This is a genomic window from Halomonas koreensis (assembly GCF_031451675.1).
GTDB lineage: Bacteria > Pseudomonadota > Gammaproteobacteria > Pseudomonadales > Halomonadaceae > Halomonas > Halomonas koreensis.
Genome location: NZ_JARWAK010000002.1, coordinates 169,936 through 190,887, shown reverse-complemented (window position 1 = coordinate 190,887; position 20,952 = coordinate 169,936). Strand labels below are relative to the sequence as shown.

General features: G+C 70.7%; 20 protein-coding genes. 6 read left to right on the top strand and 14 right to left on the bottom strand.

Going from position 1 to position 20,952, the window contains the following annotated elements; all coding sequences use genetic code 11:
* Positions 1 to 21: 21 nt before the first annotated feature.
* The 6 genes from ruvB to QC818_RS03015 all read right to left on the bottom strand — a co-directional run bounded on the left by ruvB (position 22) and on the right by QC818_RS03015 (position 5,391).
* A complete protein-coding gene (gene ruvB / locus QC818_RS03040; protein WP_309651368.1) occupies positions 22 to 1,041 on the bottom strand; it encodes a Holliday junction branch migration DNA helicase RuvB in 1,020 nt (339 codons plus the stop codon).
* 48 nt (positions 1,042 to 1,089) lie between these two features.
* Complete coding sequence (gene ruvA, locus QC818_RS03035; RefSeq protein ID WP_309651367.1) at positions 1,090 to 1,704, bottom strand: Holliday junction branch migration protein RuvA; 615 nt, start codon at positions 1,702 to 1,704, stop codon at positions 1,090 to 1,092.
* A gap of 119 nt (positions 1,705 to 1,823) precedes the next feature.
* Positions 1,824 to 2,360: a crossover junction endodeoxyribonuclease RuvC gene (ruvC, locus tag QC818_RS03030; protein WP_309651366.1), complete on the bottom strand. Its 537-nt coding sequence runs from the start codon at positions 2,358 to 2,360 to the stop codon at positions 1,824 to 1,826.
* Between the two features lie 77 nt (positions 2,361 to 2,437).
* Positions 2,438 to 3,193, bottom strand: coding sequence for a YebC/PmpR family DNA-binding transcriptional regulator (locus tag QC818_RS03025; protein ID WP_309651365.1), 756 nt, complete (start codon positions 3,191 to 3,193; stop codon positions 2,438 to 2,440).
* A gap of 109 nt (positions 3,194 to 3,302) precedes the next feature.
* The gene (gene aspS / locus QC818_RS03020) at positions 3,303 to 5,084 is read right to left on the bottom strand and encodes an aspartate--tRNA ligase (RefSeq protein ID WP_309651364.1); all 1,782 of its coding nucleotides are present in this window, start codon (positions 5,082 to 5,084) and stop codon (positions 3,303 to 3,305) included.
* A 52-nt stretch (positions 5,085 to 5,136) separates the two neighbouring features.
* Complete coding sequence (locus QC818_RS03015) at positions 5,137 to 5,391, bottom strand: FmdB family zinc ribbon protein (protein WP_309651363.1); 255 nt, start codon at positions 5,389 to 5,391, stop codon at positions 5,137 to 5,139.
* A 193-nt stretch (positions 5,392 to 5,584) separates the two neighbouring features.
* On the opposite strand from QC818_RS03015, the gene QC818_RS03010 reads away from it, so the two are divergent.
* From QC818_RS03010 to QC818_RS03000, 3 genes are all read left to right on the top strand, one after another.
* Complete coding sequence (locus QC818_RS03010; protein ID WP_309651362.1) at positions 5,585 to 6,508, top strand: D-2-hydroxyacid dehydrogenase; 924 nt, start codon at positions 5,585 to 5,587, stop codon at positions 6,506 to 6,508.
* Between the two features lie 136 nt (positions 6,509 to 6,644).
* The gene (locus QC818_RS03005; RefSeq protein WP_309651361.1) at positions 6,645 to 7,553 is read left to right on the top strand and encodes a ribokinase; all 909 of its coding nucleotides are present in this window, start codon (positions 6,645 to 6,647) and stop codon (positions 7,551 to 7,553) included.
* 20 nt (positions 7,554 to 7,573) lie between these two features.
* The gene (locus tag QC818_RS03000; protein WP_309651360.1) at positions 7,574 to 8,515 is read left to right on the top strand and encodes a nucleoside hydrolase; all 942 of its coding nucleotides are present in this window, start codon (positions 7,574 to 7,576) and stop codon (positions 8,513 to 8,515) included.
* Positions 8,516 to 8,540: 25 nt separating this feature from the next.
* On the opposite strand, the gene QC818_RS02995 is transcribed toward QC818_RS03000, so the two are convergent.
* Positions 8,541 to 8,813, bottom strand: coding sequence for an acylphosphatase (locus tag QC818_RS02995; RefSeq protein WP_309651359.1), 273 nt, complete (start codon positions 8,811 to 8,813; stop codon positions 8,541 to 8,543).
* A gap of 230 nt (positions 8,814 to 9,043) precedes the next feature.
* On the opposite strand from QC818_RS02995, the gene QC818_RS02990 reads away from it, so the two are divergent.
* On the top strand, positions 9,044 to 10,087 hold the full coding sequence (locus QC818_RS02990) for a Glu/Leu/Phe/Val family dehydrogenase (RefSeq protein WP_309651358.1): 1,044 nt from the start codon (positions 9,044 to 9,046) through the stop codon (positions 10,085 to 10,087).
* A 6-nt stretch (positions 10,088 to 10,093) separates the two neighbouring features.
* On the opposite strand, the gene QC818_RS02985 is transcribed toward QC818_RS02990, so the two are convergent.
* The gene (locus QC818_RS02985) at positions 10,094 to 11,071 is read right to left on the bottom strand and encodes a YihY/virulence factor BrkB family protein (RefSeq protein WP_309651357.1); all 978 of its coding nucleotides are present in this window, start codon (positions 11,069 to 11,071) and stop codon (positions 10,094 to 10,096) included.
* Between the two features lie 129 nt (positions 11,072 to 11,200).
* Between QC818_RS02985 and QC818_RS02980 the strand changes: the two genes are divergently transcribed.
* On the top strand, positions 11,201 to 12,295 hold the full coding sequence (locus tag QC818_RS02980) for a bifunctional nicotinamide-nucleotide adenylyltransferase/Nudix hydroxylase (RefSeq protein WP_309651356.1): 1,095 nt from the start codon (positions 11,201 to 11,203) through the stop codon (positions 12,293 to 12,295).
* Between the two features lie 189 nt (positions 12,296 to 12,484).
* Here QC818_RS02980 and QC818_RS02975 read toward each other — a convergent pair whose 3' ends face one another.
* The 6 genes from QC818_RS02975 to QC818_RS02950 all read right to left on the bottom strand — a co-directional run bounded on the left by QC818_RS02975 (position 12,485) and on the right by QC818_RS02950 (position 19,718).
* A complete protein-coding gene (locus QC818_RS02975) occupies positions 12,485 to 13,402 on the bottom strand; it encodes a LysR substrate-binding domain-containing protein (RefSeq protein WP_309651355.1) in 918 nt (305 codons plus the stop codon).
* Between the two features lie 92 nt (positions 13,403 to 13,494).
* Complete coding sequence (gene cls, locus QC818_RS02970; RefSeq protein WP_309651354.1) at positions 13,495 to 14,913, bottom strand: cardiolipin synthase; 1,419 nt, start codon at positions 14,911 to 14,913, stop codon at positions 13,495 to 13,497.
* Positions 14,914 to 15,062: 149 nt separating this feature from the next.
* A complete protein-coding gene (locus QC818_RS02965; RefSeq protein ID WP_309651353.1) occupies positions 15,063 to 16,568 on the bottom strand; it encodes a fumarate hydratase in 1,506 nt (501 codons plus the stop codon).
* A gap of 470 nt (positions 16,569 to 17,038) precedes the next feature.
* Positions 17,039 to 19,066 carry an excinuclease ABC subunit UvrB gene (gene uvrB, locus QC818_RS02960; RefSeq protein WP_309651352.1) on the bottom strand — a complete coding sequence of 676 codons (2,028 nt, stop codon included), beginning with the start codon at positions 19,064 to 19,066 and terminating at the stop codon, positions 17,039 to 17,041.
* A 44-nt stretch (positions 19,067 to 19,110) separates the two neighbouring features.
* Positions 19,111 to 19,521, bottom strand: a complete 411-nt coding sequence (locus QC818_RS02955; RefSeq protein WP_309651351.1) for an OsmC family protein — start codon at positions 19,519 to 19,521, stop codon at positions 19,111 to 19,113.
* A complete protein-coding gene (locus QC818_RS02950) occupies positions 19,518 to 19,718 on the bottom strand; it encodes a hypothetical protein (protein WP_309651350.1) in 201 nt (66 codons plus the stop codon). The genes QC818_RS02955 and QC818_RS02950 overlap by 4 nt, the downstream gene beginning before the upstream one ends.
* Before the next feature lie 136 nt (positions 19,719 to 19,854).
* Here QC818_RS02950 and ygfZ point away from each other — a divergent pair, with 136 nt between their 5' ends.
* Positions 19,855 to 20,892 carry a CAF17-like 4Fe-4S cluster assembly/insertion protein YgfZ gene (gene ygfZ / locus QC818_RS02945; RefSeq protein ID WP_309651349.1) on the top strand — a complete coding sequence of 346 codons (1,038 nt, stop codon included), beginning with the start codon at positions 19,855 to 19,857 and terminating at the stop codon, positions 20,890 to 20,892.
* Positions 20,893 to 20,952: the final 60 nt, after the last annotated feature.

The following is a 20,952-nucleotide window of genomic DNA, read 5'->3' as shown; positions in this document are numbered from 1 at the left end:
CGATCGTGACTGGGTAAGGCGTCAGGAGGTCGGGGCCTGGTCGTCGGGAGCCAGGCCGAAGTGCTGCCAGGCCTGGCGGGTCACCACCCGTCCCCGGGCGGTGCGCATCATCAGGCCCTGCTGGATCAGGTAGGGCTCGATGACGTCCTCGATGGTATCGCGTTCCTCGCCGATCGCCGCGGCCAGGGAGTCCACGCCCACCGGGCCGCCGTCGAACTTCTCGATCATCGCCATCAGCAGCCGGCGATCCATGTGATCCAGGCCGTGATGGTCGACGTGCAGCATGTCCAGGGCCCGGTCGGCGATCGCGGCGTCCACCTGGCCCGTGCCGCGCACCTCGGCGAAGTCGCGGACGCGGCGCAGCAGGCGATTGGCGATGCGCGGCGTGCCCCGGGCGCGGCGCGCCACCTCCCGGGCCCCCGCGTCGTCGGCGGTCACGTCGAGCAGGCGCGCCGAGCGGGCGACGATCTCGCTGAGCTCGTCGACGCCGTAGAACTCCAGGCGCTGGACGATGCCGAAGCGGTCGCGCAGCGGTGAGGTCAACAGGCCGGCGCGGGTGGTCGCCCCCACCAGGGTGAAGGGCGGCAGGTCGAGCTTGATCGAGCGGGCCGCGGGGCCCTCGCCGATCACGATGTCGAGCTGGAAGTCCTCCATGGCGGGATACAGGACTTCCTCGACTACCGCCGAGAGGCGATGGATCTCGTCGATGAACAGCACGTCGCCGGGCTGCAGGTTGGTGAGCATGGCGGCGAGGTCGCCCGGGCGCTCCAGCACCGGCCCGGAGGTGGACTTGAGCCCGACGCCCATCTCGGTGGCGATGATATGTGCCAGGGTGGTCTTGCCGAGCCCCGGAGGGCCGAAGACCAGGGTGTGGTCCAGGCTCTCGCCGCGGCCCCGGGCGGCGCCGATGAAGATCTCGAGCTGCTCGCGGACGCGGGGCTGGCCGATGTAGTCAGCGAGGCGCTTGGGGCGGATGGCATGGTCCAGGGGGGCTTCCCCCTCGCGGGTATCGGCGCCGATCAGGCGATCAGTCTCCAGCATGGTATCCCTCCGCCGGCATCGGGGAATGGCAGGACGGCCGCGGCATGGCTAGCCCGCCATGCGACGCGCGAGCGCCGCCTTGATGATGGCCTCGGTGCTGCCTTCCTCTTCCAGGCCGGTCAGCATCCGCGAGGCCTCGGCGGGCTTGTAGCCCAGGCTGACCAGGGCGGCCTCGGCGTCGGCCAGCGGATCGGGGCCGCTCGGGGCCGCCGGCGCCGGCGATGCTGGGCTCGCGGCGGTCGGGTCGTCGGGGCGCTCCCAGTGGGGGAAGCGGTCGCGCATCTCGACGATCAGCCGCTCGGCGGTCTTCTTGCCGACCCCGGGCAGCCGCGTCAGCGCCTTGACGTCGTCGTCCATCACGCAGCGGATGAAGGCGTCCTCGTCCATGCCCGAGAGGATCGCCAGGGCCAGCTTGGGCCCGACGCCGTTGACCCGGATCAGGGCCCGGAACAGCGCCCGTTCCTGCTCCCGGGCGAAGCCGTAGAGCAGGTGGGCGTCGTCGCGGACGGTGAGGTGGGTGTGCAGCGCCACCTCCTCGCCGAGGCCGGGCAGCGCCACCAGGGTGGTCATGGACGCCTCCAGCTCGTAGCCGACGCCGGCCACGTCCACCATCAGCCAGGGCGGCTGCTTGTCCACCAGGGTGCCTCGCAAGCGTCCGATCATGGTATGTCACTGTCCTTGAAGATGATTCCGGCGTGGCGTCACTATACTGGTCCCCCCGGCGGCATGCCAGCCCGTCAAACGCCGTTCGAAAACCGCCCCGTCGTCGCCGCCGGGCGACATCACTCCGGCCGGAAATCCCGCCAGCTGCCCCGCCGCCCCCGGCGGCGACCGTAGCCGCCCTCCTGGATCAGCCCCAGCCGCGCGTGGGCGTGGGTCAGGGCGATGGCCAGGGCGTCGGCGGCGTCGGCCTGGGGCGTGCCGGACAGTCCCAGGATGGCGGTCACCATGTGCTGCACCTGGGCCTTGTCCGCGGCGCCGCCGCCGGTGACCGCCTGCTTGATCTGGCGCGGCCCGTACTCGCTGACCGGCAGTCCGTGGTTGGCGGCGCAGACGATGGCGGTGCCCCGGGCCTGGCCGAGCTTGAGCGCCGAGTCGGCGTTCTTGGACATGAACACCTGCTCGATGGCGAACTCCCCCGGCCCGTGCATGCCGATGACCTCACCGATGCCGGCATAGACCTGGGCCAGCCGCTGCGCCAGGTCGTCGCCGCGGGTGCGGATGCAGCCGCTGGCCACGTAGCGCGGCGTGGATGCGGTGACGTCCAGCACTCCGTAGCCGGTGATCCGCGACCCCGGGTCGATGCCCAGGATCAGCATGCGGGGCGCCCGGTGGCGGGGGTGGCGCCTCCCCGCGACGACGCCTGAACGGAACGGTTCATGGTTGCCCTCGATTCTCAGTCATCGTGCAGTTGCTCGAGGATGGCATCTTCGAAGTCGGCATTGGTGTAAACATTCTGCACATCGTCGAGATCCTCGAGCCGGTCGACCAGCTTGACGATGCGTCGGCCCAGCTCGGCGTCGCCGATGCGGGTGTAGGTGTCCGGAAACAGACCCACGTCGCTGGCGTCCGGCGCGATCCCGGCCTCGGCCAGGGCATCCTTGACCGCGCCGAAGGTATCGGGCGTGGTGACCACCTCCAGCCGGCCGTCCTCCAGGGCCTCGATGTCCTCCGGCTCGGCGGCCAGGGTGGCCTCCATGGCGGCCTCCTCGGACACGCCCTCGGGCAGGGTGATGCGGCCCTGGCGCCGGAACATGAAGGCCACCGAACCGGAGGTGCCGAGGTTGCCCCCGTGCTTGCCGAAGGCGTGTCGCACCTCGGAGACAGTCCGATTGCGATTGTCGGTCATCGCCTCCACCAGCATCGCCACGCCCTCGGGGCCGTAGCCCTCGTAGACGACCTCCTCCATGTCGTCGCCTTCGCTGTTGCCGGCGCCGCGGTCGATGGCCCGCTGCACGGTGTCCTTGGGCATGTTGCTGCCCAGCGCCTTGTCCACGGCGGCGCGCAGGCGCGGGTTGTCATCGGGGTCGGCCCCGCCCTGGCGCGCGGCCACGGTCAGCTCGCGGATCAGCTTGTTGAAGATCTTGCCGCGCTTGGCGTCCTGGGCCGCCTTGCGGTGCTTGATGTTGGACCATTTGCTATGGCCGGCCATATCGCTTCTCCTTTTTCCGACAAAGCCTGCTCTGTGATGAGCGAAGCGGAGCGCAGAAACGACACCGGCGCCACAGGGGCGCCGGTGCGATGACGGTCGAGCCGGCGGCTTACTCGCCGGCGGTCTCCGCCTTGGCCTTCTGGCGCAGGCGAATGTTGAGCTCCTTGAGCTGCTCGCCGCTGACCTCGCCCGGGGCGTCGGTCATCAGGCAGGCGGCGCTCTGGGTCTTCGGGAAGGCGATCACCTCGCGGATGGTGCGGGCGCCGCTCATCAGCATCACCAGGCGGTCGAGGCCGAAGGCCAGGCCGCCGTGGGGCGGCGCGCCGTACTGCAGGGCGTCGAGCAGGAAGCCGAACTTCTCGCGGGCCTCGTCCTGGTCGATGCCCAGCACCTCGAGCACGGTCTGCTGCATGGCCTGATCGTGGATACGGATCGAGCCGCCGCCCAGCTCGGTGCCGTTGAGCACCATGTCATAGGCGCGCGACAGCGCCTCGGCCGGCTTGGCCTTGAGGGTCTCGGCGTCGCAGGACGGCGCGGTGAACGGGTGGTGCAGGGCCTGCAGGCGGGCGCTGCCGTCGTCCTCGAACATCGGGAAGTCGACCACCCACAGCGGCGCCCACTCGGCGGTGTAGAGATCCAGGTCCTCGCCCAGCTTGACGCGCAGCGCGCCCAGCGCCTCGTTGACGATGCGCGCCTTGTCGGCGCCGAAGAAGATGATGTCGCCGTCCTCGGCCTCGACGCGATCCAGCAGCGACTCGACCACGCCCTCCATGAACTTGACGATCGGCGACTGCAGGCCATCGAGGCCGCGGGCGCGCTCGTTGACCTTGATCCAGGCCAGGCCGCGGGCGCCGTAGATGCCGACGAACTTGGTGTACTCGTCGATCTCCTTGCGGGTCAGGCTGGCACCGCCCTTGACCTTGAGCGCGGCCACGCGGCCGTCGCCGGCGTTGGCCGGGCCGGAGAACACCTTGAAGTCGACGTCCTTCATCAGGTCGTCGACATCGGTGAGCTCCAGCGGGATGCGCAGGTCCGGCTTGTCGGAGCCGAAGCGCTGCATGGCCTCGGCGTAGGGCATGCGCGGGAAGTCGGGCAGGTCGACGTCCAGCACGTCCCGGAAGAGGTTGCGCACCATGCCCTCGGTGATGGCCATGATGTCCTCCTCCTCGACGAAGGAGGCCTCCAGGTCGATCTGGGTGAACTCGGGCTGGCGGTCGGCGCGCAGGTCCTCGTCGCGGAAGCACTTGGCGATCTGGTAGTAGCGATCGAAGCCGGACACCATCAGCAGTTGCTTGAACAGCTGCGGCGACTGCGGCAGCGCGAAGAAGCTGCCCGCGTGGGTGCGGCTCGGCACCAGGTAGTCGCGGGCGCCCTCCGGGGTCGCTCGGGTCAGGATCGGCGTCTCGATGTCCAGGAAGCCCTGGTTCTCGAGATAGGCGCGCACGCTGTGGGAGATGCGCGAACGCAGGCGCAGCTTGTCGATCATCTCCGGACGGCGCAGGTCGATGTAGCGATGCTTGAGACGCACCTCCTCGCCGACCTTGCCGTGCTCGTCGAGCTGGAACGGCGGGGTGGCGGCGGTGTTGAGCACCTCCACGTCCTTGGCCAGCACCTCGATCAGCCCGGTGGGCATGTTGGGGTTCTGGGTGCCCTCGGGGCGCAGCCGTACGCGACCCTGGATGCGCAGCACGAACTCGCTGCGGGCGCGGTCGGCGTTGGCGAAGGCCTCGGCGGTGTCGGGGTCGACCACGACCTGGGCGATGCCGTCCCGGTCGCGCATGTCGAGGAAGATGACCCCGCCATGGTCACGGCGGCGATGGACCCAGCCGCACAGGGTGACCGTCTGATCCACCATGGTCTCGTTCAACTGGCCGCAATAATGGCTGCGCATGTCGTATCCTGTTCTGTTGCGTGAAAGTGGAATAGCGTGGCGGCGGGCGCGGTCAGGCCGCGGCCCCGTCCTTGCCCGACGACCCGGCGGCCCCCTCGCTACCGCCGGCCAGGTTCTTCTTGCTGCCGGTCTTGAAGTCGGTCTCGTACCAGCCGCCGCCGGCCAGCCGGAAGCCGGCCGCCGAGACCAGGCGGTCGAGCTCGGCCCGCTCGCAGGCCGGGCAGTCGGTGAGCGGCGCGGCGCTCAGCTTCTGCAGTTTCTCCAGGCGATGGCCGCAGGCCTTGCACTCGTATTCGTAGATGGGCATGGTCTGATTTCTCCCGGTAACGACGTCCCAAGGGGCGGGCGACGACGCAACCTCGCTCGGTCGCGATGCGCGTTCTGCGATATAAGGTCGGGCTGCGGATATTCCAAGCCTGCCTCGAAAGCCGTCCATTATAGCCTGCCGCCGGGCGCCAGGCCCAGCCCCGGGGACCTGTCCAGCGATCAGGAAAGCCGCCATGCATGCCGTGATTCTCGATGCCGCCAGCCTCGGCCCCGATGTCGATCTCGCGCCGATCCGCGAGCGCGTCGCACGACTCGACGTCCACGACCACACCCCGCCGGAGGCGATCGTCGAGCGACTGGCCGGCGCCGACACGGCCATCGTCAACAAGGTGGTGCTGGACGCCGACGCCCTGGCCGCCCTGCCCGACCTGCGGCGGATCTGCGTGCTGGCGACCGGCACCAACAACATCGACATGGCCGAGGCCGAGAGCCGCGGCATCGCTGTCCGCAACGTCACCGCCTACGGCACGGCCAGCGTGGCCCAGCACACCCTGATGCTGCTGCTCGCCCTGGCCGGGCGACTGCCCCGCTACCAGCGCGACGTCGCCGCCGGCCGCTGGGGACGCAGCGCCTTCTTCTGCCTGCTCGACCACACCACCCTGGAGCTGGAGGGCAAGCGGCTGGCGATCGTCGGCCACGGCGAACTGGGGAGCCGGGTCGGGCGGCTCGCCGAGGCCTTCGGCATGCACGTGGTCTACGCCGCCCGCCCCGGGGCCGCGCAGGACACGCGGCCCACGCTCGCCGCGCTCGCCCCCACCGTCGACGCGATCAGCCTGCACTGCCCGCTGACCGAGGCCAGCCACCACCTGGTGGATGCCGAGCTGCTGACGCGCCTCAGGCCCGGAGCATTGCTGGTGAACTGCGCCCGAGGCGGCATCGTCGACGAGCTCGCCGCCCTGGACGCCCTGCGCGACGGCCGGCTCGGCGGCCTGGCGGTGGATGTGCTGCCCGAGGAGCCGCCCCGCCACGGGCACCCCCTGCTCGAGGCCCTGGACGAGGACGACCTGAACCTGATCGTCACGCCCCACAACGCCTGGATCAGCCCCGAGGCCCGCCAGCGAATCGTGCGGCTGACGGCGGACAACCTGTCGACCTGAGATAATGGGAGTTCTCGAGGCGGCGCTCGCTGTTCGGGCACGGAAGATAACGGTATAAAACGTATCCCGGCTTGCACCCTTGGCCCGGGGCTTGGATACTCACGCCGACATCCTCCACGCCCCAGCGGACGACGGCATGCTGCACAATTTCGGGTCGATCAACCTCGACCATTTCTATCGTGTTCCCCACCTGGTTCGGCCCGGCGAGACCCTGGCCAGCCGCGACTATCGCGTCGGCCTCGGCGGCAAGGGCGCCAACCAGTCCCTGGCCATGGCCCGGGCCGGTGGCCGCGTGCGACACTGGGGCCGGCTCGGCCGGCATGACGCCTGGGCCCGCGACCTGCTGGACCGCGACGGCGTCGATGTCGAGACCATCGAGCTGGTCGACGAGCCCGGCGGCCATGCCATCATCCAGGTCGACGACGATGGCGAGAACGCCATCCTGCTCTTCCCCGGCGCCAACCACGGCTTCACCCGCCAGGCCCTGGCGGCGCTGGTCGAGGGGGCCGCGCCCGGCGACTGGGTGCTGGCCCAGAACGAGTGCAACGCCCTCCCCGACCTGCTCGAGCTGGCCGCCGTCCGCGGGCTGCACATCGCCTTCAATCCCGCGCCGATGACCGCGGACGTGGCCGCCCTGCCCCTGGAGCGCTGCCGGCTGCTGTTCGTCAACCGCGGCGAGGCGGAAACCCTGGCCGAGCTGCCCGCCGGCACCCCGGCGGAGGCCCTGCTCGACGCCCTGCGCCGGCGCCTGCCGGTCACCGAGACGGTGCTGACCCTGGGCGGCGAAGGCGCCTGGTACCAGCACGGCGACACCCGCCTGTTCCAGGCGCCGCGCCCGGTCACCCCGGTGGACACCACCGCCGCCGGCGACACCTTCATCGGCTACTACCTGGCGGCGCTGCAGGACGGCCAGCCCCCGGCGACCTGCCTGCAGCGGGCCGCCGCGGCCGCGGCCCTGGGCGTGCAGCGCCCCGGCGCGGCCGAGAGCATTCCCGACGTCGCCGAGGTGGAGCCGCTGCTGGCCGACGCCCCCGACGCCCCGTGAGCCCCGATCAGGAGAACCCCATGTCCGAAGCGATCATCTTCGACACCGACCCGGGCGTCGACGACGCCCAGGCCATCGCCATCGCCCTGCGCCACCCGGACATCGAGCTGCTGGGGATGACCACCACCTTCGGCAACGTCGACGCCGACACCGCCACCCACAACGCCCTGCTGCTGGCCGAGCTGGCCGGCCACGAGATCCCCGTCGCCCAGGGCGCCGCCGCGCCCATGGTCAAGCCGCGCCACCCGGCCCCCGCCCACATCCACGGCGCCAACGGCCTGGGCGATATCGCGCTGCCGGCGGTGCAGGGGCGCGCCGATCCCCGGGACGCCGCCCGCTTCATCGTCGACACCGTCAATGCCCGTCCCGGCGAGGTGACCCTGGTGGCGGTGGGGCCGCTGGGCAACCTGGCCGCGGCCCTGCAGCTGGAACCGGCGCTGATCGATCGGGTCAAGCGGGTGGTGGTGATGGGCGGCTCGATCCGCGAGGGCGGCAACGTCACCCCGGTGGCCGAGGCCAACATCTTCAACGACCCCCACGCCGCGCGCCGCGTGCTCACCGCCGGCTGGCCGCTGACCCTGGTGGGGCTGGACGCGACCCACCGCTGCGTGCTGGATCCGGCGCGCATGGCCCGCATCGCCGCCGGCCAGGGACGGCTGGGCGAGGTGCTGGCCGACAGCTATGCCTTCTATCGCGACTTCTATCGCGAGATGCTGGGCATCGACGGCTGCTGCCCCCACGACAGCTGCGCCCTGGCGTGGCTGCTGCGCCCGGAGCTGTTCACCACCGCCCGCGGCCACCTGACCGTGGCTACCGAGGGTGAGGCCGAGGGCCAGACCGTCTTCGCCCCGGAGAACCGCGGCTACATCGAGCCGCGCTGGTCGCGCACGCCCCTGGTCGACGTCTGCCTGGGCGCCGACGGCGAGGGCGTCGTGGAGTGGATCGCCGAGACCCTGGCCTAGCGTTCGCTGCGCCGGGCGGCCATGGTCACCCGGTGGTGAACCCGTCTGGCTCGTGGACCTCCACGACCTCCATCTCGACATGGGTGACCCGGGCGCCCGGCGGCCCCTTCCACAGCCACTGGCCGACGTCGCGGACCGCCTCGCGCGGTCCGCACAGCAGCACCTCCACCCGGCCGTCGACCCGATTGATCGCGTACCCGGTGAGCCCGGCCTGCAGGGCCTGCTCCTGGGTGGCGCGCCGGAACCACACGCCCTGGACCTTGCCGGTCACCAGCGCCTTCACGCAGCAGTGTTCCATAGACTCCCCCTTTCGGTGGCGGCGGCCCGCTGCCCGCCGCGACATGGCCTGTCCTTCCTTTCTAGCATCGCCGCGGGGCCACCACCAAGGGCAGGCTTCCCGGAGCCGGTGCGATGCTCTAGGCTTTAAGCTGTCACCCAGGCGTTCGCTCGGCCACAAGCCATGGCGATAGCGCCTTTCGCCCATCCACGGCGAATCCCACAACAAGCATCCTCAAAAGGGAGAATCCCATGCCGGTCTTCGATCACCCCGAGTTCGACCACCATCAGCAGGTGGTCCATGGCTGCGACGAGGCGAGCGGCCTGCGCGCCATCATCGCCATCCACGACACCCGACGCGGCCCGGCCCTGGGTGGCCTGCGGATCTACCCCTATGCCGACGAGGCGGAAGCGCTCACCGACGTGCTGCGGCTGTCCCGGGGCATGACCTACAAGTCGGCGCTGGCCGACCTGCCGCTGGGCGGCGGCAAGGCGGTGATCATCGCCGACCCGCGTCGCGACAAGACCCCCGAGCTGCTGCGCGCCATGGGCCGGCTGGTGGACTCGCTGAGCGGCCGCTACATCACCGCCGAGGACTCGGGCTCCAGCGAGGCCGACATGCGCGTCATCGCCGAGGCCACCGATCACGTGGGCGGGCTCGGCCACGCGGGCCGCTCCGGCGATCCCTCCCCCTTTACCGCCCACGGGGTCTTCTGCGCCCTGCGCAGCGCCGTGCGCCACGGCCTCGGCCGGGAGGACCTGGCGGGCCTGCGGGTCGCCGTGCAGGGGGTCGGCCACGTGGGCGCGCACCTGGCGCGTCGCCTGCACGCCGCCGGCGCCCGGCTGGTGCTCACCGACGTCGACCGCGACGCCCTGGCGCGCCTCGGCGAGGAGCTGGAGGCCGAGATCGTCCGCCCCGAGGCCATCGTCGACGCCGAGGTCGACGTCTTCGCCCCCTGCGCCATGGGCGCGGCGCTGAGCGCCGAGGTGGTGGAGCGCCTCAAGGCCAGGGTCGTCTGCGGGGCGGCCAACAACCAGCTGGCCAGCCCCGAGATCGCCGACCGGCTCCACGCCCGCGGCATCCTCTATACCCCGGACTACGTGGCCAACGCCGGCGGGGTCATCGAGATCGCCTGGCAGCGCCGGCCCGACTATCGCCGCGAGGCGGTGATGGCCCATATCGAGGGCATCGGCGCCACCCTGGACGAGATCTTCGCCCGGGCCGCCCGGGAGGGCCGCAGCCCGGCCCCGGTGGCCGACGACCTGGCCCGGGAACGCTTCCGCCCGACGCCCTGAGGCCGCTCAGCCCCCGTCGCCGGACGACCCGGCGGCGTCCGTCCGTCGCCGGGTCCGCGGGCCCGGCGACGCCTCCTCCATGAGCTCCTGCTTGACCCGCACCGCCAGGTTGCGCGGCACCACCTCGCGGCCGCGGGCCAGCAGGTGGCACTTGGTGAAGGCCGCGCCGAACAGCAGGATCAGCGACGAGTAGTAGACCCACAGCAGCACCACCACGATCGAGCCCGCCGCGCCGTAGGTGGAGGCCGTGGCGGTGTAGGCCAGGTAGGTGGCGATGGCGCTGCGCCCCACCGCGAACAGCAGGGCCGTGACCAGCGCGCCCACCAGCACGTCCCGCCAGCTCAGCACCACGTCGGGCAGCACCCGGAAGATGGTCGCGAACAGCGCCGTCACCAGGGCCAGCGAGATCAGGAACTCGACGCCGGTGGTCAGGAAGCCGACGAACGGCAGCAGGTCGTCGGCGGCGCGCAGCAGCGACTTGACGGCCACGCCCAGCACCAGCGACACCAGCAGGATGAAGCCGATGGCCAGCACCACCGCCAGCGACAGGGTGCGCTTCTTGAGGAAGATCAGCAGGCTGTTGCGGCCGGGATGGGCGGTGACCCCCCACAGGGTGTTGAGGGAATACTGCATCTGGCCGAAGACGGTGGTGGCGCCGACCAGCAGGGCGCCGATCCCCATCAGGGTCGGCCACAGCCCCGAGGCCTCGATGCGCGACTGGGCCACGGCGCTCTGGATCGCCTCGGCCGCCCCGCTGCCCATGGTGCCCTCCAGCCGGGTGACGATCTGGCCATGGGCGGCCTCCTCCCCGAGCACCAGGCCGATGACGGTGACCGCGATGATGATGGTGGGCGCCAGGGAAAACAGGGTGTAGAAGGCCAGCGATCCGGCATAGCTGAAGGCGTTGCGCTCGATCCACAGCTTCACCGCATCGCGCATCACGCCCCACCAGAAGCCCGCCTCGCGCCTGATCGACATCCACATCGTCCCGCTCCTCGCCTGTCCTTGGGGCCTCCAGCATACCCGAGCCCGGGCACCGCTGCCGAGCCGGCCGATTGCACGCCCCCGCTGCCCTCACCATAATGGAGGCTTTGCCCGCCTGGAGCCCTGCCCATGAGCCCGACGCTGGACGCCGACCCGGCCGCCCCCGATTTCGACTGCCTGGTCTTCATCGGTCGCTTCCAGCCCCCCCACCTCGGACACCTGGCGGTGATCCACGAGGCCCTCAAGCGGGCCCGACAGGTCATCGTGCTGGTGGGCTCGGCCTGGCAGGCGCGCTCGCTACGCAACCCCTGGCGCTTCGAGGAGCGCCGGCGCATGCTGACCAGCGCCTTCGACGACCAGGACAACGCGCGGCTGGAGATCGTGCCGCTGCTCGATGCCCTCTACAACAACGACGTCTGGGTGCGCGACGTCCAGCGCAAGGTGCGCGACCTGGCCTCCCCCAGCCAGGCCCGCCTGCCGCGCATCGGCCTGATCGGGGCCAGCCGCGGCCAGTCCAGCTACTACCTGTCGCTCTTCCCTCAGTGGGAGTCGGTGAGCGTGCCCATGGTCGAGGGCATCTCCGCCAGCCAGATCCGCGAGCGGCTGTTCCGCTCGCCGATGGCCGCCGCCGACTACGCCAGCGCCGGGGCCTGCCACGACCTGCCCCCGGGGGTGGTCGACGAGATCAAGGCCTTCCTGGAGACCGAGCCCTTCCAGCAGCTGGTCGAGGAACAGGGGCTGCTCGACCAGTACCGGCAGGCCTGGGCCCAGGCCCCCTACCCGCCGGTCTTCGTCACCGTCAGCGCGGTGGTGGTGCAATCCGGGCACGTACTGCTGGTCAAGCGCACCGCCGCGCCGGGCAAGGGGCTCTACGCCCTCCCCGGGGGCTTCATCAATCCCCACGAGCGCCTGCTGGACGCCTGCCTGCGGGAGCTGCGCGAGCGGGTCCGCCTCAAGGTCCCCGAGCCGGTGCTCAAGGGCTCGCTGCGCGGCCAGCGGCTATTCGACGAGCCCCACCGCAGCTGGCGGGGCCGCACCCTGGCCGAGGCCTTCTACTTCGCGCTGCGCCCGGAGCAGCAGCTGCCCCGCCTCAAGCCGGTCCGGGGCGGCGACCACGCGCGCTGGGTGCCGCTCGCCGATCTGGAGCCGGACGCCCTGTTCGAGGACCACTTCTTCATCATCCAGAACTTCCTGGGGCTGCCCGCCGACCTCGGCGGCCCCTGACAGGCGCCGGCGAGTACCTGTAACCCCAGCAGTGATGCTTGAACGCTAAAAAAGTCGAGATTTCCGTAACGAGCGAAGATTAGGTCGGTCACCGCCGCAGCGCAGCTACCGGAGTGTAGCCTGCTACATGAGGATAGCGAGCAGCGCCGGTGGCCGAGCTATCGCGCGCAGTAGGAAATCCCGCCTTTTTCAGGCCTGGAGGAAGTCCCGCGGCAACTTCATCATCTGCCGCCAGAGCTTCTCGACGCCGGGCTTGTGCACCAGCGAGCAGCGATACAGGCGGATCTCCAGCGGCACGTCGTGCTGCTCGCCCCCGGCGCGCACCAGCCGGCCGCTGCGGAGCTCCTCGCGGATGCAGAAGTCCGGGATCCAGGCCATGCCCAGGCCCTGCATGACCATGCCCTTGAGGCCCTCGGCCATGGCCGTCTCGTAGACGATGCGCAGGCGCATGCGCAGCGGGTCGTTCTTGAGCAGCATGCGCACGCTGCGGCCCAGGAAGGCGCCCTGGGTGTAGGCCAGATAGGGCACCGACTCGCCGCCCTCCAGCGGGAAGCGCGGCCGCCCCTGCTCATCGGGCAGGCAGACCGGCAGCATCTTGACCTGGCCGATGGAGAAGGAGGGAAAGACCTCGGCGTCGAGCTGCATGCTGGCGTAGGGGTCGTAGTAGGCCAGCATCAGGTCGCAGTTGCCCTCGCGCAGCACATGGATGGCATCGCCCACGTTCATCGCCACCAGGCGCGTGGGCAGCTCGCCCAGCCCCTTCTGCAGGCGCGAGATCCACTGCGGGTAGAAGCTCAGCGCCAGGGAGTGGGCGGCGACGATGTCCAGGGCCTCGTTGGCCATGGACAGGCCGCGCAGGTGGCCGAGGCTCTCGTTGAGCTGCTCGACCATGTTGCGGGCGGTGACCAGGAACAGCTGCCCCTCCGGGGTCAGGTCCACGGGCGTGGTGGAGCGGTCGACCAGGGTCACCCCGACGGCCTGCTCCAGGGAGCGGATGCGCCGGCTGAAGGCCGGCTGGGTCACGTGGCGCTGCCGCGCCGAGGCGGAAAAGCTGCGGGTATTGGCCAGGGCGACGAAGTCTTCCAGCCACTTGGTCTCGAGGTTCACCACGACTCCCGATCACGAATGCATGAGCGGCCCGGGACGCGGGCCCATCAAGGCGGCTAATGTACCCCAGCCGGGCGGTCGACCCAAGCGGATCACTGCACCGGGGCGAAGAGATAGGCGGCCCGGGACATCAGCTTGCGCCACAGCGGGCGCCGGGTGATCTCCTCCAGGGTCACCCGGCGGCAGGCGCCGAAGTCGCGCTCCAGCATCACCCGCACCTCCCCGGCGAAGCGCCGATCCGGCACGAAGGCGGTGATCTCGAAGTTCAGGCGGAACGAGCGGTTGTCCAGGTTGACGGTGCCCACGCAGGCCGCCTCGTCGTCGATGAGGATCACCTTCTGGTGCAGAAAGCCCGGCTGGTAGCGGTAGACCTTCACGCCGGCCCGCAGCATGTCGGGCAGGAAGGAGAAGGCCGAGAGGAAGACCAGCAGGTGATCCGGGCGCTCCGGCATCATGATGCGCACGTCCACCCCGCGCATGGCGGCCAGGCGCAGGGCGTCCTGGACGCTGCGGTCCGGCACGAAGTAGGGACTGGTGATCCACAGCCGCTCCCGGGCGCTGTGGATCACGTGCTGCACCAGCAGGCTGGCGGTCTCCAGCGGGTCCGCGGGCCCGGAGGGCACGATGACCACATTCTGGCAGGTCTCGCAGGTCACCACCGGCGACCAGTCCAGGCGGATGACCTCGCCGGTGGCCCAGTGCCAGTCCTCCCAGAAGGCCTCCTGCAGGCCCAGCACGCTGGGCCCGGTGAGCTTGAGATGGGTATCCCGCCAGTGGCCGTGGCGGGGATCGTCACCCAGGTACTCGACGCCGACGTTGTGGCCGCCGACCCAGCCCTCCCGGCCATCGACAACCAGAATCTTGCGGTGGTTGCGGAAGTTGAGCTGGAAGCGATGGCGCAGCCCCCGGGAGGAGTGGAAGGCGCTGACCGCCACGCCGGCGTCGCGCAGGGTGCGCAGGTAGCCCTCGGGCAGGGCGTGGCAGCCGATCTCGTCATACAGCAGCCGCACCCACACCCCGCGCGCCGCGGCGGCCTCGAGGCCATCGCGGAGGCGCCGGCCCAGGGCGTCGTCGCGGATGATGAAGAACTGCACCAGGATGTAGTCCTCGGCGGCGTCGATGCCGGCGAACAGGCTGTCGAAGGTCGCCCGACCGTCGACCAGCAGCTCGGCCCGGTTGCCGCTGGTCAGCGGCATCATGGCCAGCTTCTCCACCGCCCGCACGTCGGCCGGTCCGGCGTGGGCCAGGTAGGGCGCCATGCGATCGCGGTAGCGGGCCAGGACTCGGCGCAGCACGGTGTCGCGCTCGCCCCGGGCCGAGACGTAGCCGTAGAAGCGCGGCCGGCCGAAGACCCAGAAGGCGGGCACCGCCAGATAGGGCATGGCGACCAGCGAGATGATCCAGGCGATGGCGCCCTGGGAGGTGCGCGCCGACAGCAGCGCCTGCACCGCCGACAGGGCGCCGAGCACATGGGTCAGCAGGATCAGCAGGCCGAGCAGCCAGGAGGTCATGGTCTCTCCCTGTCCGTGGGATGGGGCGGCGGCGGGCCTCGCCGCCGCTCCCAGCATACCCACAACGACGACGGCCCCGCCAGATGGCGGGGCCGTGGCGTCGGAGCGGCGCTCCGGGACCCGTCGGCGGAGCGGGCCCGTCGCGTCGATCAGGCGCGCTCGGCGATGATCTCCTTCCACTTCGCCGGGCCGGTCTGGTGCACCGAGGTCCCCTCGCTGTCCACGGCCACGGTCACCGGCATGTCCTCCACCTCGAACTCGTAGATGGCCTCCATGCCCAGGTCCTCGAAGCCGACCACCCGCGCCTGCTTGATCGCCTGCGCCACCAGGTAGGCGGAGCCGCCCACGGCCATCAGGTAGACGGCCCGATTGTCGCGGATCGCCTCGATGGCGGCGGGGCCGCGCTCGGCCTTGCCGACCATGCCCAGCAGGCCGGTCTCCTCCAGCATGGTGCGGGTGAACTTGTCCATGCGGGTCGCGGTGGTGGGACCGGCCGGGCCGACCACCTCGTCGCCGACCGGATCCACCGGACCGACGTAGTAGATGAAGCGGCCCTTGAGGTCGACGGGCAGCGCCTCGCCCTTGGCGAGCATATCGACCATGCGCTTGTGGGCGGCGTCGCGGCCGGTGAGCAGCTTGCCGTTGAGCAGCAGGGTGTCGCCGGGCTGCCAGCTCCTCACCTCTTCCGGGGTGATCGCGTCCAGGTCGACGCGCTTGACGTCGCCGCCCGCCTCGCGGGTGATCTCCGGCCAGTCCTCGAGCTTCGGCGCCGGCAGGGCCGCGGGCCCGGAGCCGTCCAGGGTGAAGTGGGCATGGCGGGTGGCCGCGCAGTTGGGGATGATCGCCACCGGCTTGTTGGCGGCATGGGTCGGGTAGTCCTTGACCTTGATGTCGAGCACCGTGGTCAGCCCGCCCAGGCCCTGGGCGCCGATGCCGGTCCTGTTGACCTTGTCATAGAGCTCCAGGCGCAGCTCCTCGGCGCGATTGGCCGCGCCGCGGGCCTGCAGGTCCTGGATGTCGATGGGGTCGAGCAGCGATTCCTTGGCCAGCTCCATGGCCTTCTCGGCGGTCCCGCCGATGCCGATCCCCAGCATCCCGGGCGGACACCAGCCGGCGCCCATCTTGGGCAGCTGCTCGAGCACCCAGTCGACCACGCTGTCGGAGGGGTTGAGCATGGCGAACTTCGACTTGGCCTCGCTGCCGCCGCCCTTGGCCGCCACATGCACCTCGACGCTGTCGCCGGGCACCAGCTTGTGATGGATGATCGCCGGGGTGTTGTCGCGAGTGTTCTGGCGCTTGCCGTCCGGGTCGGCCAGCACCGAGGCGCGCAGGATGTTGTCGGGCAGCTGGTAGGCCCGGCGCACCCCCTCGTTGATCATGTCGTCGAGGCTCATCTCGGTCTCGAAGCGCACGTTCATGCCCACGTGGACGAAGACGGTGACGATACCGGTGTCCTGGCAGATCGGCCGATGGCCGGTGGCGCACATCCGCGAGTTGATCAGGATCTGGGCGATGGCGTCCCGGGCCGCGGGGTTCTCCTCGCGCTCGTAGGCGGCCGCCATGGCGTCGATGAAGTCCTTGGGATGGTAGTAGGAGATGTACTGCAGGGCATCGGCGACGCTCTGGATGAGGTCATCCTGGCGGATCACGGTCATGGGCAAGACGCTCCTTGGTGGGTCGACACGCCCGCTTCTGGTCGGCCGGCGGCCGGCGGCGGGCTCGAACGGGGCCGGATTATAGCGCACTTGCCCTGCCCTCGGCAGCGGTCGCCGCCGCGGCCTTGGTCGTAAGGCCTGCCATGAAGATAACGGTATAAAGCCCAGCAAGGGCATCGCCCAAGGCTGGGCCGTTAGGCGTTAGGGAGGGGCATGGTCGGCCGAGGGGCGGGAGCAGCGATACCGCCCCCGCGAGGCCACGCCAGCGCGCTCGATGAGGATGCCGCAGGTGCGACGGGCCAATCGACCGCTCCCGTTTGCCGGCCCGCGGCGGCTCATTCGTCGCGATGGGCCATCCCGCCCGTCTCGTAGCTACGCCGCGTCATGGCGTGCATCTGAGCGGCCAGTCGCGCCGGCGCCTCGGATCTCGGGGCCTTACGGCGTCCCGCCCTCCCGATCCCGGGCCGCGACTAGGCCTGCCCCAGCGCCAGCCGGCGCTCCCGGAGCGCCAGCAGCCGGTCGCGCAGCCGGGCGGCCTCCTCGAACTCGAGGTTCTGGGCCGCCTCGCCCATGGCGTCCTCGACGCGGGTGATCTCGCGCATCAGCGCCTCCGGCCCCAGCTCGTCGGGATCGTAGACCGCGGCACCCTCGGCCACCCTGCGCTCGCCCTTGCGGCCCTTGCCCTTGCGCCCCGGGGCCTCGCCGGCCTCGAGGATGTCGGCCACCGAGCGGCTGACCGTCTCCGGCACGATGCCGTGGGCCTCGTTGTGGGCGAGCTGCTTGGCCCGCCGACGCTCGGTCTCGTCCATGGCCCGGCGCATGGAGTCGGTGATGCGATCGGCGTAGAGCACCGCCTTGCCGTGGGCGTTGCGCGCCGCGCGGCCGATGGTCTGGATCAGCGAGCGCTCGTTGCGCAGGAAGCCTTCCTTGTCGGCATCGAGGATCGCCACCAGCGAGACCTCGGGAATGTCCAGGCCCTCGCGCAGCAGGTTGATGCCCACCAGGACGTCGAAGGCGCCGAGCCGCAGGTCGCGGATGATCTCCACCCGCTCCACGGTGTCGATGTCGGAGTGCAGGTAGCGCACCCGCACCCCGTGCTCGTCCAGGTACTCGGTGAGGTCCTCGGCCATGCGCTTGGTCAGGGTGGTGACCAGCACCCGCTCCTGGGCCTCGGCCCGGGCACGAATCTCGGAGAGCAGGTCGTCGACCTGGGTGGTGGCCGGGCGCACCTCGAGCTCGGGATCCAGCAGCCCGGTGGGGCGCACCACCTGCTCCACCACCCGGCCGGCGTGCTCCGCCTCGTAGGGGCCCGGGGTGGCCGAGACGAAGACCGTCTGCGGGCAGATGCGCTCCCACTCCTGAAAGGTCATCGGCCGGTTGTCCAGCGCCGAAGGCAGGCGGAAGCCGTACTCCACCAGGGTCTCCTTGCGCGAGCGGTCACCCTTGTACATGCCGCCCACCTGGGGAACGCTGACGTGGGACTCGTCGATGAACAGCAGGGCATCGGCCGGCAGGTAGTCGAAGAAGGTCGGCGGCGGCTCGCCGGGCTCGCGGCCGGAGAGGTAGCGGGAGTAGTTCTCGATGCCGTTGCAGTAGCCGAGCTCGAGCATCATCTCGATGTCGTACAGCGAGCGCTGCTCCAGCCGCTGGGCCTCCACCAGCTTGTCGTGCTGGCGCATCCAGGCCAGGCGCTCGGCCAGCTCCTCCTTGATGGCGTCGATGGCGCCGAGGATGGTCTCCCGGGGCGTGACGTAGTGGGACTTGGGGTAGATGGTCATGCGCGGGACCTTGCCGCGCACCTCCCCGGTCAGCGGATCGAACAGGCTGATGCCGTCGATCTCGTCGTCGAACAGCTCCACCCGCACCGCCTCGTCCTCGGCGTCCGCCGGGAAGATGTCGATCACGTCGCCGCGCACCCGATAGGTGCCGCGCTTGAAGTCCAGGTCGTTGCGGGTGTACTGCAGCTCCGCCAGGCGGCGCAGGAAGGCTCGCTGGTCGATCAGCTCGCCGCGAGTGAAGTGCAGGCGCATCTTCAGGTACTGATCGGGGTCGCCCAGGCCGTAGATGGCCGACACCGAGACCACGATCAGGGCGTCGCGGCGCTCGAGCAGCGCCTTGGTCGCCGAGAGGCGCATCTGCTCTATGTGGTCGTTGATCGAGGCGTCCTTCTCGATGAAGGTGTCCGAGGACGGCACATAGGCCTCGGGCTGGTAGTAGTCGTAGTAGGAGACGAAGTACTCGACGGCGTTGTCGGGGAAGAAGGCCTTGAACTCGCCGTAGAGCTGCGCGGCCAGGGTCTTGTTGGGCGCCATGACGATGGTCGGGCGCTGCAGGCGCTCCACCACGTTGGCCATGGTGTAGGTCTTGCCCGAGCCGGTGACCCCCAGCAGGGTCTGGTGGGCCAGCCCGGCCTCGATCCCCTCGACCAGGCCCTGGATGGCCGTGGGCTGGTCGCCGGCGGGCCGGTACTTGGACGCGAGTCGGAACGGCTTGCTCATCGATTCTCCTGGTCGAACGGGGACGCGGGGGCCGGCGCGCTGCCTCACCCCGACTGGCGGGTGGTGATCTCCACGGTGGCGGCGGTCATCAGGCGATGGAGCGGGCACTTGTCGCTGATTTCCTCGAGTCGGGCGCGCTGGGCCTCGTCGAGGTCCCCGTGGAAGGTCATCGTCACCTCGAAGCGATAGACGCCGCGGCGCTCGTCGCGTTCATCGCGATCCACCACCACGCTCACCCCCTCCAGGGGCCAGTCCTTGCGGCGGGCGTACATCTGGGCGGTGATCGCCTTGCAGCCGCCCAGGGAGATCGCGAAGTAATCATGGGGGTCCGGCGCCGAGCCCTCGCCGCCGAAGGCCTCGGGGACGTCCACGAACAGCGACTCGGCATCCTCGAGCTCGACCCGCTGGCGCAGCACCCGGTTGCGCTCGCTGGTGATCCGCACCGGCGCCCTCATCCGTCGACCTCGATGCCGAGGCCGAGTTCGCGGATCGCCCGGATCAGCGTCTCGCGCTTCACGCGCCCCTCGACCTCGGCGCCGTGGCGTCCCACCTCGACACTCTCCACGCCGTCGAGCATCATCAGGGCGGAGGTGATGCGGTTGACCTGGTCGGCGCTCTCGACGCCGCGGAAACTGAGAGTCTGCTGGGCCATGGGGGCTCCCGGTCGGCTGGAAGGAAACGGCGTCGAGTCTAGCATGCCGCCACACGTCCCGGCAGCGGTTGCAAAGCCGCCGGATCGCCCGCACCTGCCCCCTATGCCCTCATGGATCGATCAAGGAACCCCGCACATGACTGACTGGATCGCCCCCCTCGGCGCCCGCCGGGAAAGCGACGACCGCGTCGCCTTCGACACTCCCGCCCCGGCCCGGCAGGCCATGGATGCCACCGTGCTGGTCCCGCTGGCCCATCTGGGCGTGCTCGACGTCCGGGGCGAGGGCGCCGAGCGCTTCCTGCAGGGCCAGGCCAGCGCCCAGGTGGCGCTGGCGGACGGCGACTTCGCGCCCCTGGCCTGCTTCTGCACGCCCAAGGGGCGGGTGCTGGCCAACGCCCAGCTGTGGCGGGTCGCGGAGGGGCATTATCGACTGCTGATGCGGCGCAGCCTGGTGCCCAGCCTGCGGGCCCACCTGGAGAAGTTCGCCCCCTTCTACCGCATCGAGCTGACGCCCCGTGACGACCTGGCGCTGATCGGCCTGATCGGCCGCGAGGCCCCGGCGGTGGCCGAGGCCCGGCTGGACCTGACGCCGCCGGCGGTCTGGCACCAGGCCGGCGACGACAGCCAGCAGCTGCTGACCCATCCGGGCCCCCGCCCCCGCCTGCTGCTCTGCCTGCCGGCCGGCGATCTCGAGGCCACCTGGCAGCGGCTCGCCGACCAGGCCACCCCGGTGGGCAACGCGGTCTGGTGCCTGCACGACATCCAGGCCGGCCTGGGCTGGCTCGGCGCCGACCAGGCCGACGCCTACCTCCCCCAGATGCTCAACTGGGAGGCCCTGGGCGGCATCAGCTTCAAGAAGGGCTGCTACACCGGCCAGGAGGTGGTCGCCCGGGCGCATTTCCGCGGCCAGGTGAAGAAGCGCCTGGTGCGCGGCCAGCTGGAGGGCGACCGGCTCCCCGCCCCGGGCAGCGCCGTGGAGGACGCCGACGGCAAGCGCCTGGGCGAGGTGCTCGGCGCCGAGCTCGATGCCTACGACCAGGCCGAGGTGCTGGCGGTGCTCGGCACCCGCGAGGCCGCCGAGCCGCTGACCGTCGACGGCCAGCAGTTCAAGCGCCTGCAACTGCCCTACCCGCTGGAGCGCGTCGACCCGGAGATCCTGGCGACCCGGGCCTGACGGTCGCGCCTCGGCACTGTTTGCAAACACAACCTCATGGATTTAGTATTTGCAGAAACA

What these genes read in the sequence shown, in the direction of transcription:
- ruvB (WP_309651368.1), bottom strand. Translation starts at nt 1,041, where the DNA reads ATGCTGGAGACTGATCGCCTGATCGGCGCCGATACCCGCGAGGGGGAA.
- ruvA (WP_309651367.1), bottom strand. Translation starts at nt 1,704, where the DNA reads ATGATCGGACGCTTGCGAGGCACCCTGGTGGACAAGCAGCCGCCCTGG.
- ruvC (WP_309651366.1), bottom strand. Translation starts at nt 2,360, where the DNA reads ATGCTGATCCTGGGCATCGACCCGGGGTCGCGGATCACCGGCTACGGA.
- QC818_RS03025 (WP_309651365.1), bottom strand. Translation starts at nt 3,193, where the DNA reads ATGGCCGGCCATAGCAAATGGTCCAACATCAAGCACCGCAAGGCGGCC.
- aspS (WP_309651364.1), bottom strand. Translation starts at nt 5,084, where the DNA reads ATGCGCAGCCATTATTGCGGCCAGTTGAACGAGACCATGGTGGATCAG.
- QC818_RS03015 (WP_309651363.1), bottom strand. Translation starts at nt 5,391, where the DNA reads ATGCCCATCTACGAATACGAGTGCAAGGCCTGCGGCCATCGCCTGGAG.
- QC818_RS03010 (WP_309651362.1), top strand. Translation starts at nt 5,585, where the DNA reads ATGCATGCCGTGATTCTCGATGCCGCCAGCCTCGGCCCCGATGTCGAT.
- QC818_RS03005 (WP_309651361.1), top strand. Translation starts at nt 6,645, where the DNA reads ATGCTGCACAATTTCGGGTCGATCAACCTCGACCATTTCTATCGTGTT.
- QC818_RS03000 (WP_309651360.1), top strand. Translation starts at nt 7,574, where the DNA reads ATGTCCGAAGCGATCATCTTCGACACCGACCCGGGCGTCGACGACGCC.
- QC818_RS02995 (WP_309651359.1), bottom strand. Translation starts at nt 8,813, where the DNA reads ATGGAACACTGCTGCGTGAAGGCGCTGGTGACCGGCAAGGTCCAGGGC.
- QC818_RS02990 (WP_309651358.1), top strand. Translation starts at nt 9,044, where the DNA reads ATGCCGGTCTTCGATCACCCCGAGTTCGACCACCATCAGCAGGTGGTC.
- QC818_RS02985 (WP_309651357.1), bottom strand. Translation starts at nt 11,071, where the DNA reads ATGTGGATGTCGATCAGGCGCGAGGCGGGCTTCTGGTGGGGCGTGATG.
- QC818_RS02980 (WP_309651356.1), top strand. Translation starts at nt 11,201, where the DNA reads ATGAGCCCGACGCTGGACGCCGACCCGGCCGCCCCCGATTTCGACTGC.
- cls (WP_309651354.1), bottom strand. Translation starts at nt 14,913, where the DNA reads ATGACCTCCTGGCTGCTCGGCCTGCTGATCCTGCTGACCCATGTGCTC.
- QC818_RS02965 (WP_309651353.1), bottom strand. Translation starts at nt 16,568, where the DNA reads ATGACCGTGATCCGCCAGGATGACCTCATCCAGAGCGTCGCCGATGCC.
- uvrB (WP_309651352.1), bottom strand. Translation starts at nt 19,066, where the DNA reads ATGAGCAAGCCGTTCCGACTCGCGTCCAAGTACCGGCCCGCCGGCGAC.
- QC818_RS02955 (WP_309651351.1), bottom strand. Translation starts at nt 19,521, where the DNA reads ATGAGGGCGCCGGTGCGGATCACCAGCGAGCGCAACCGGGTGCTGCGC.
- QC818_RS02950 (WP_309651350.1), bottom strand. Translation starts at nt 19,718, where the DNA reads ATGGCCCAGCAGACTCTCAGTTTCCGCGGCGTCGAGAGCGCCGACCAG.
- ygfZ (WP_309651349.1), top strand. Translation starts at nt 19,855, where the DNA reads ATGACTGACTGGATCGCCCCCCTCGGCGCCCGCCGGGAAAGCGACGAC.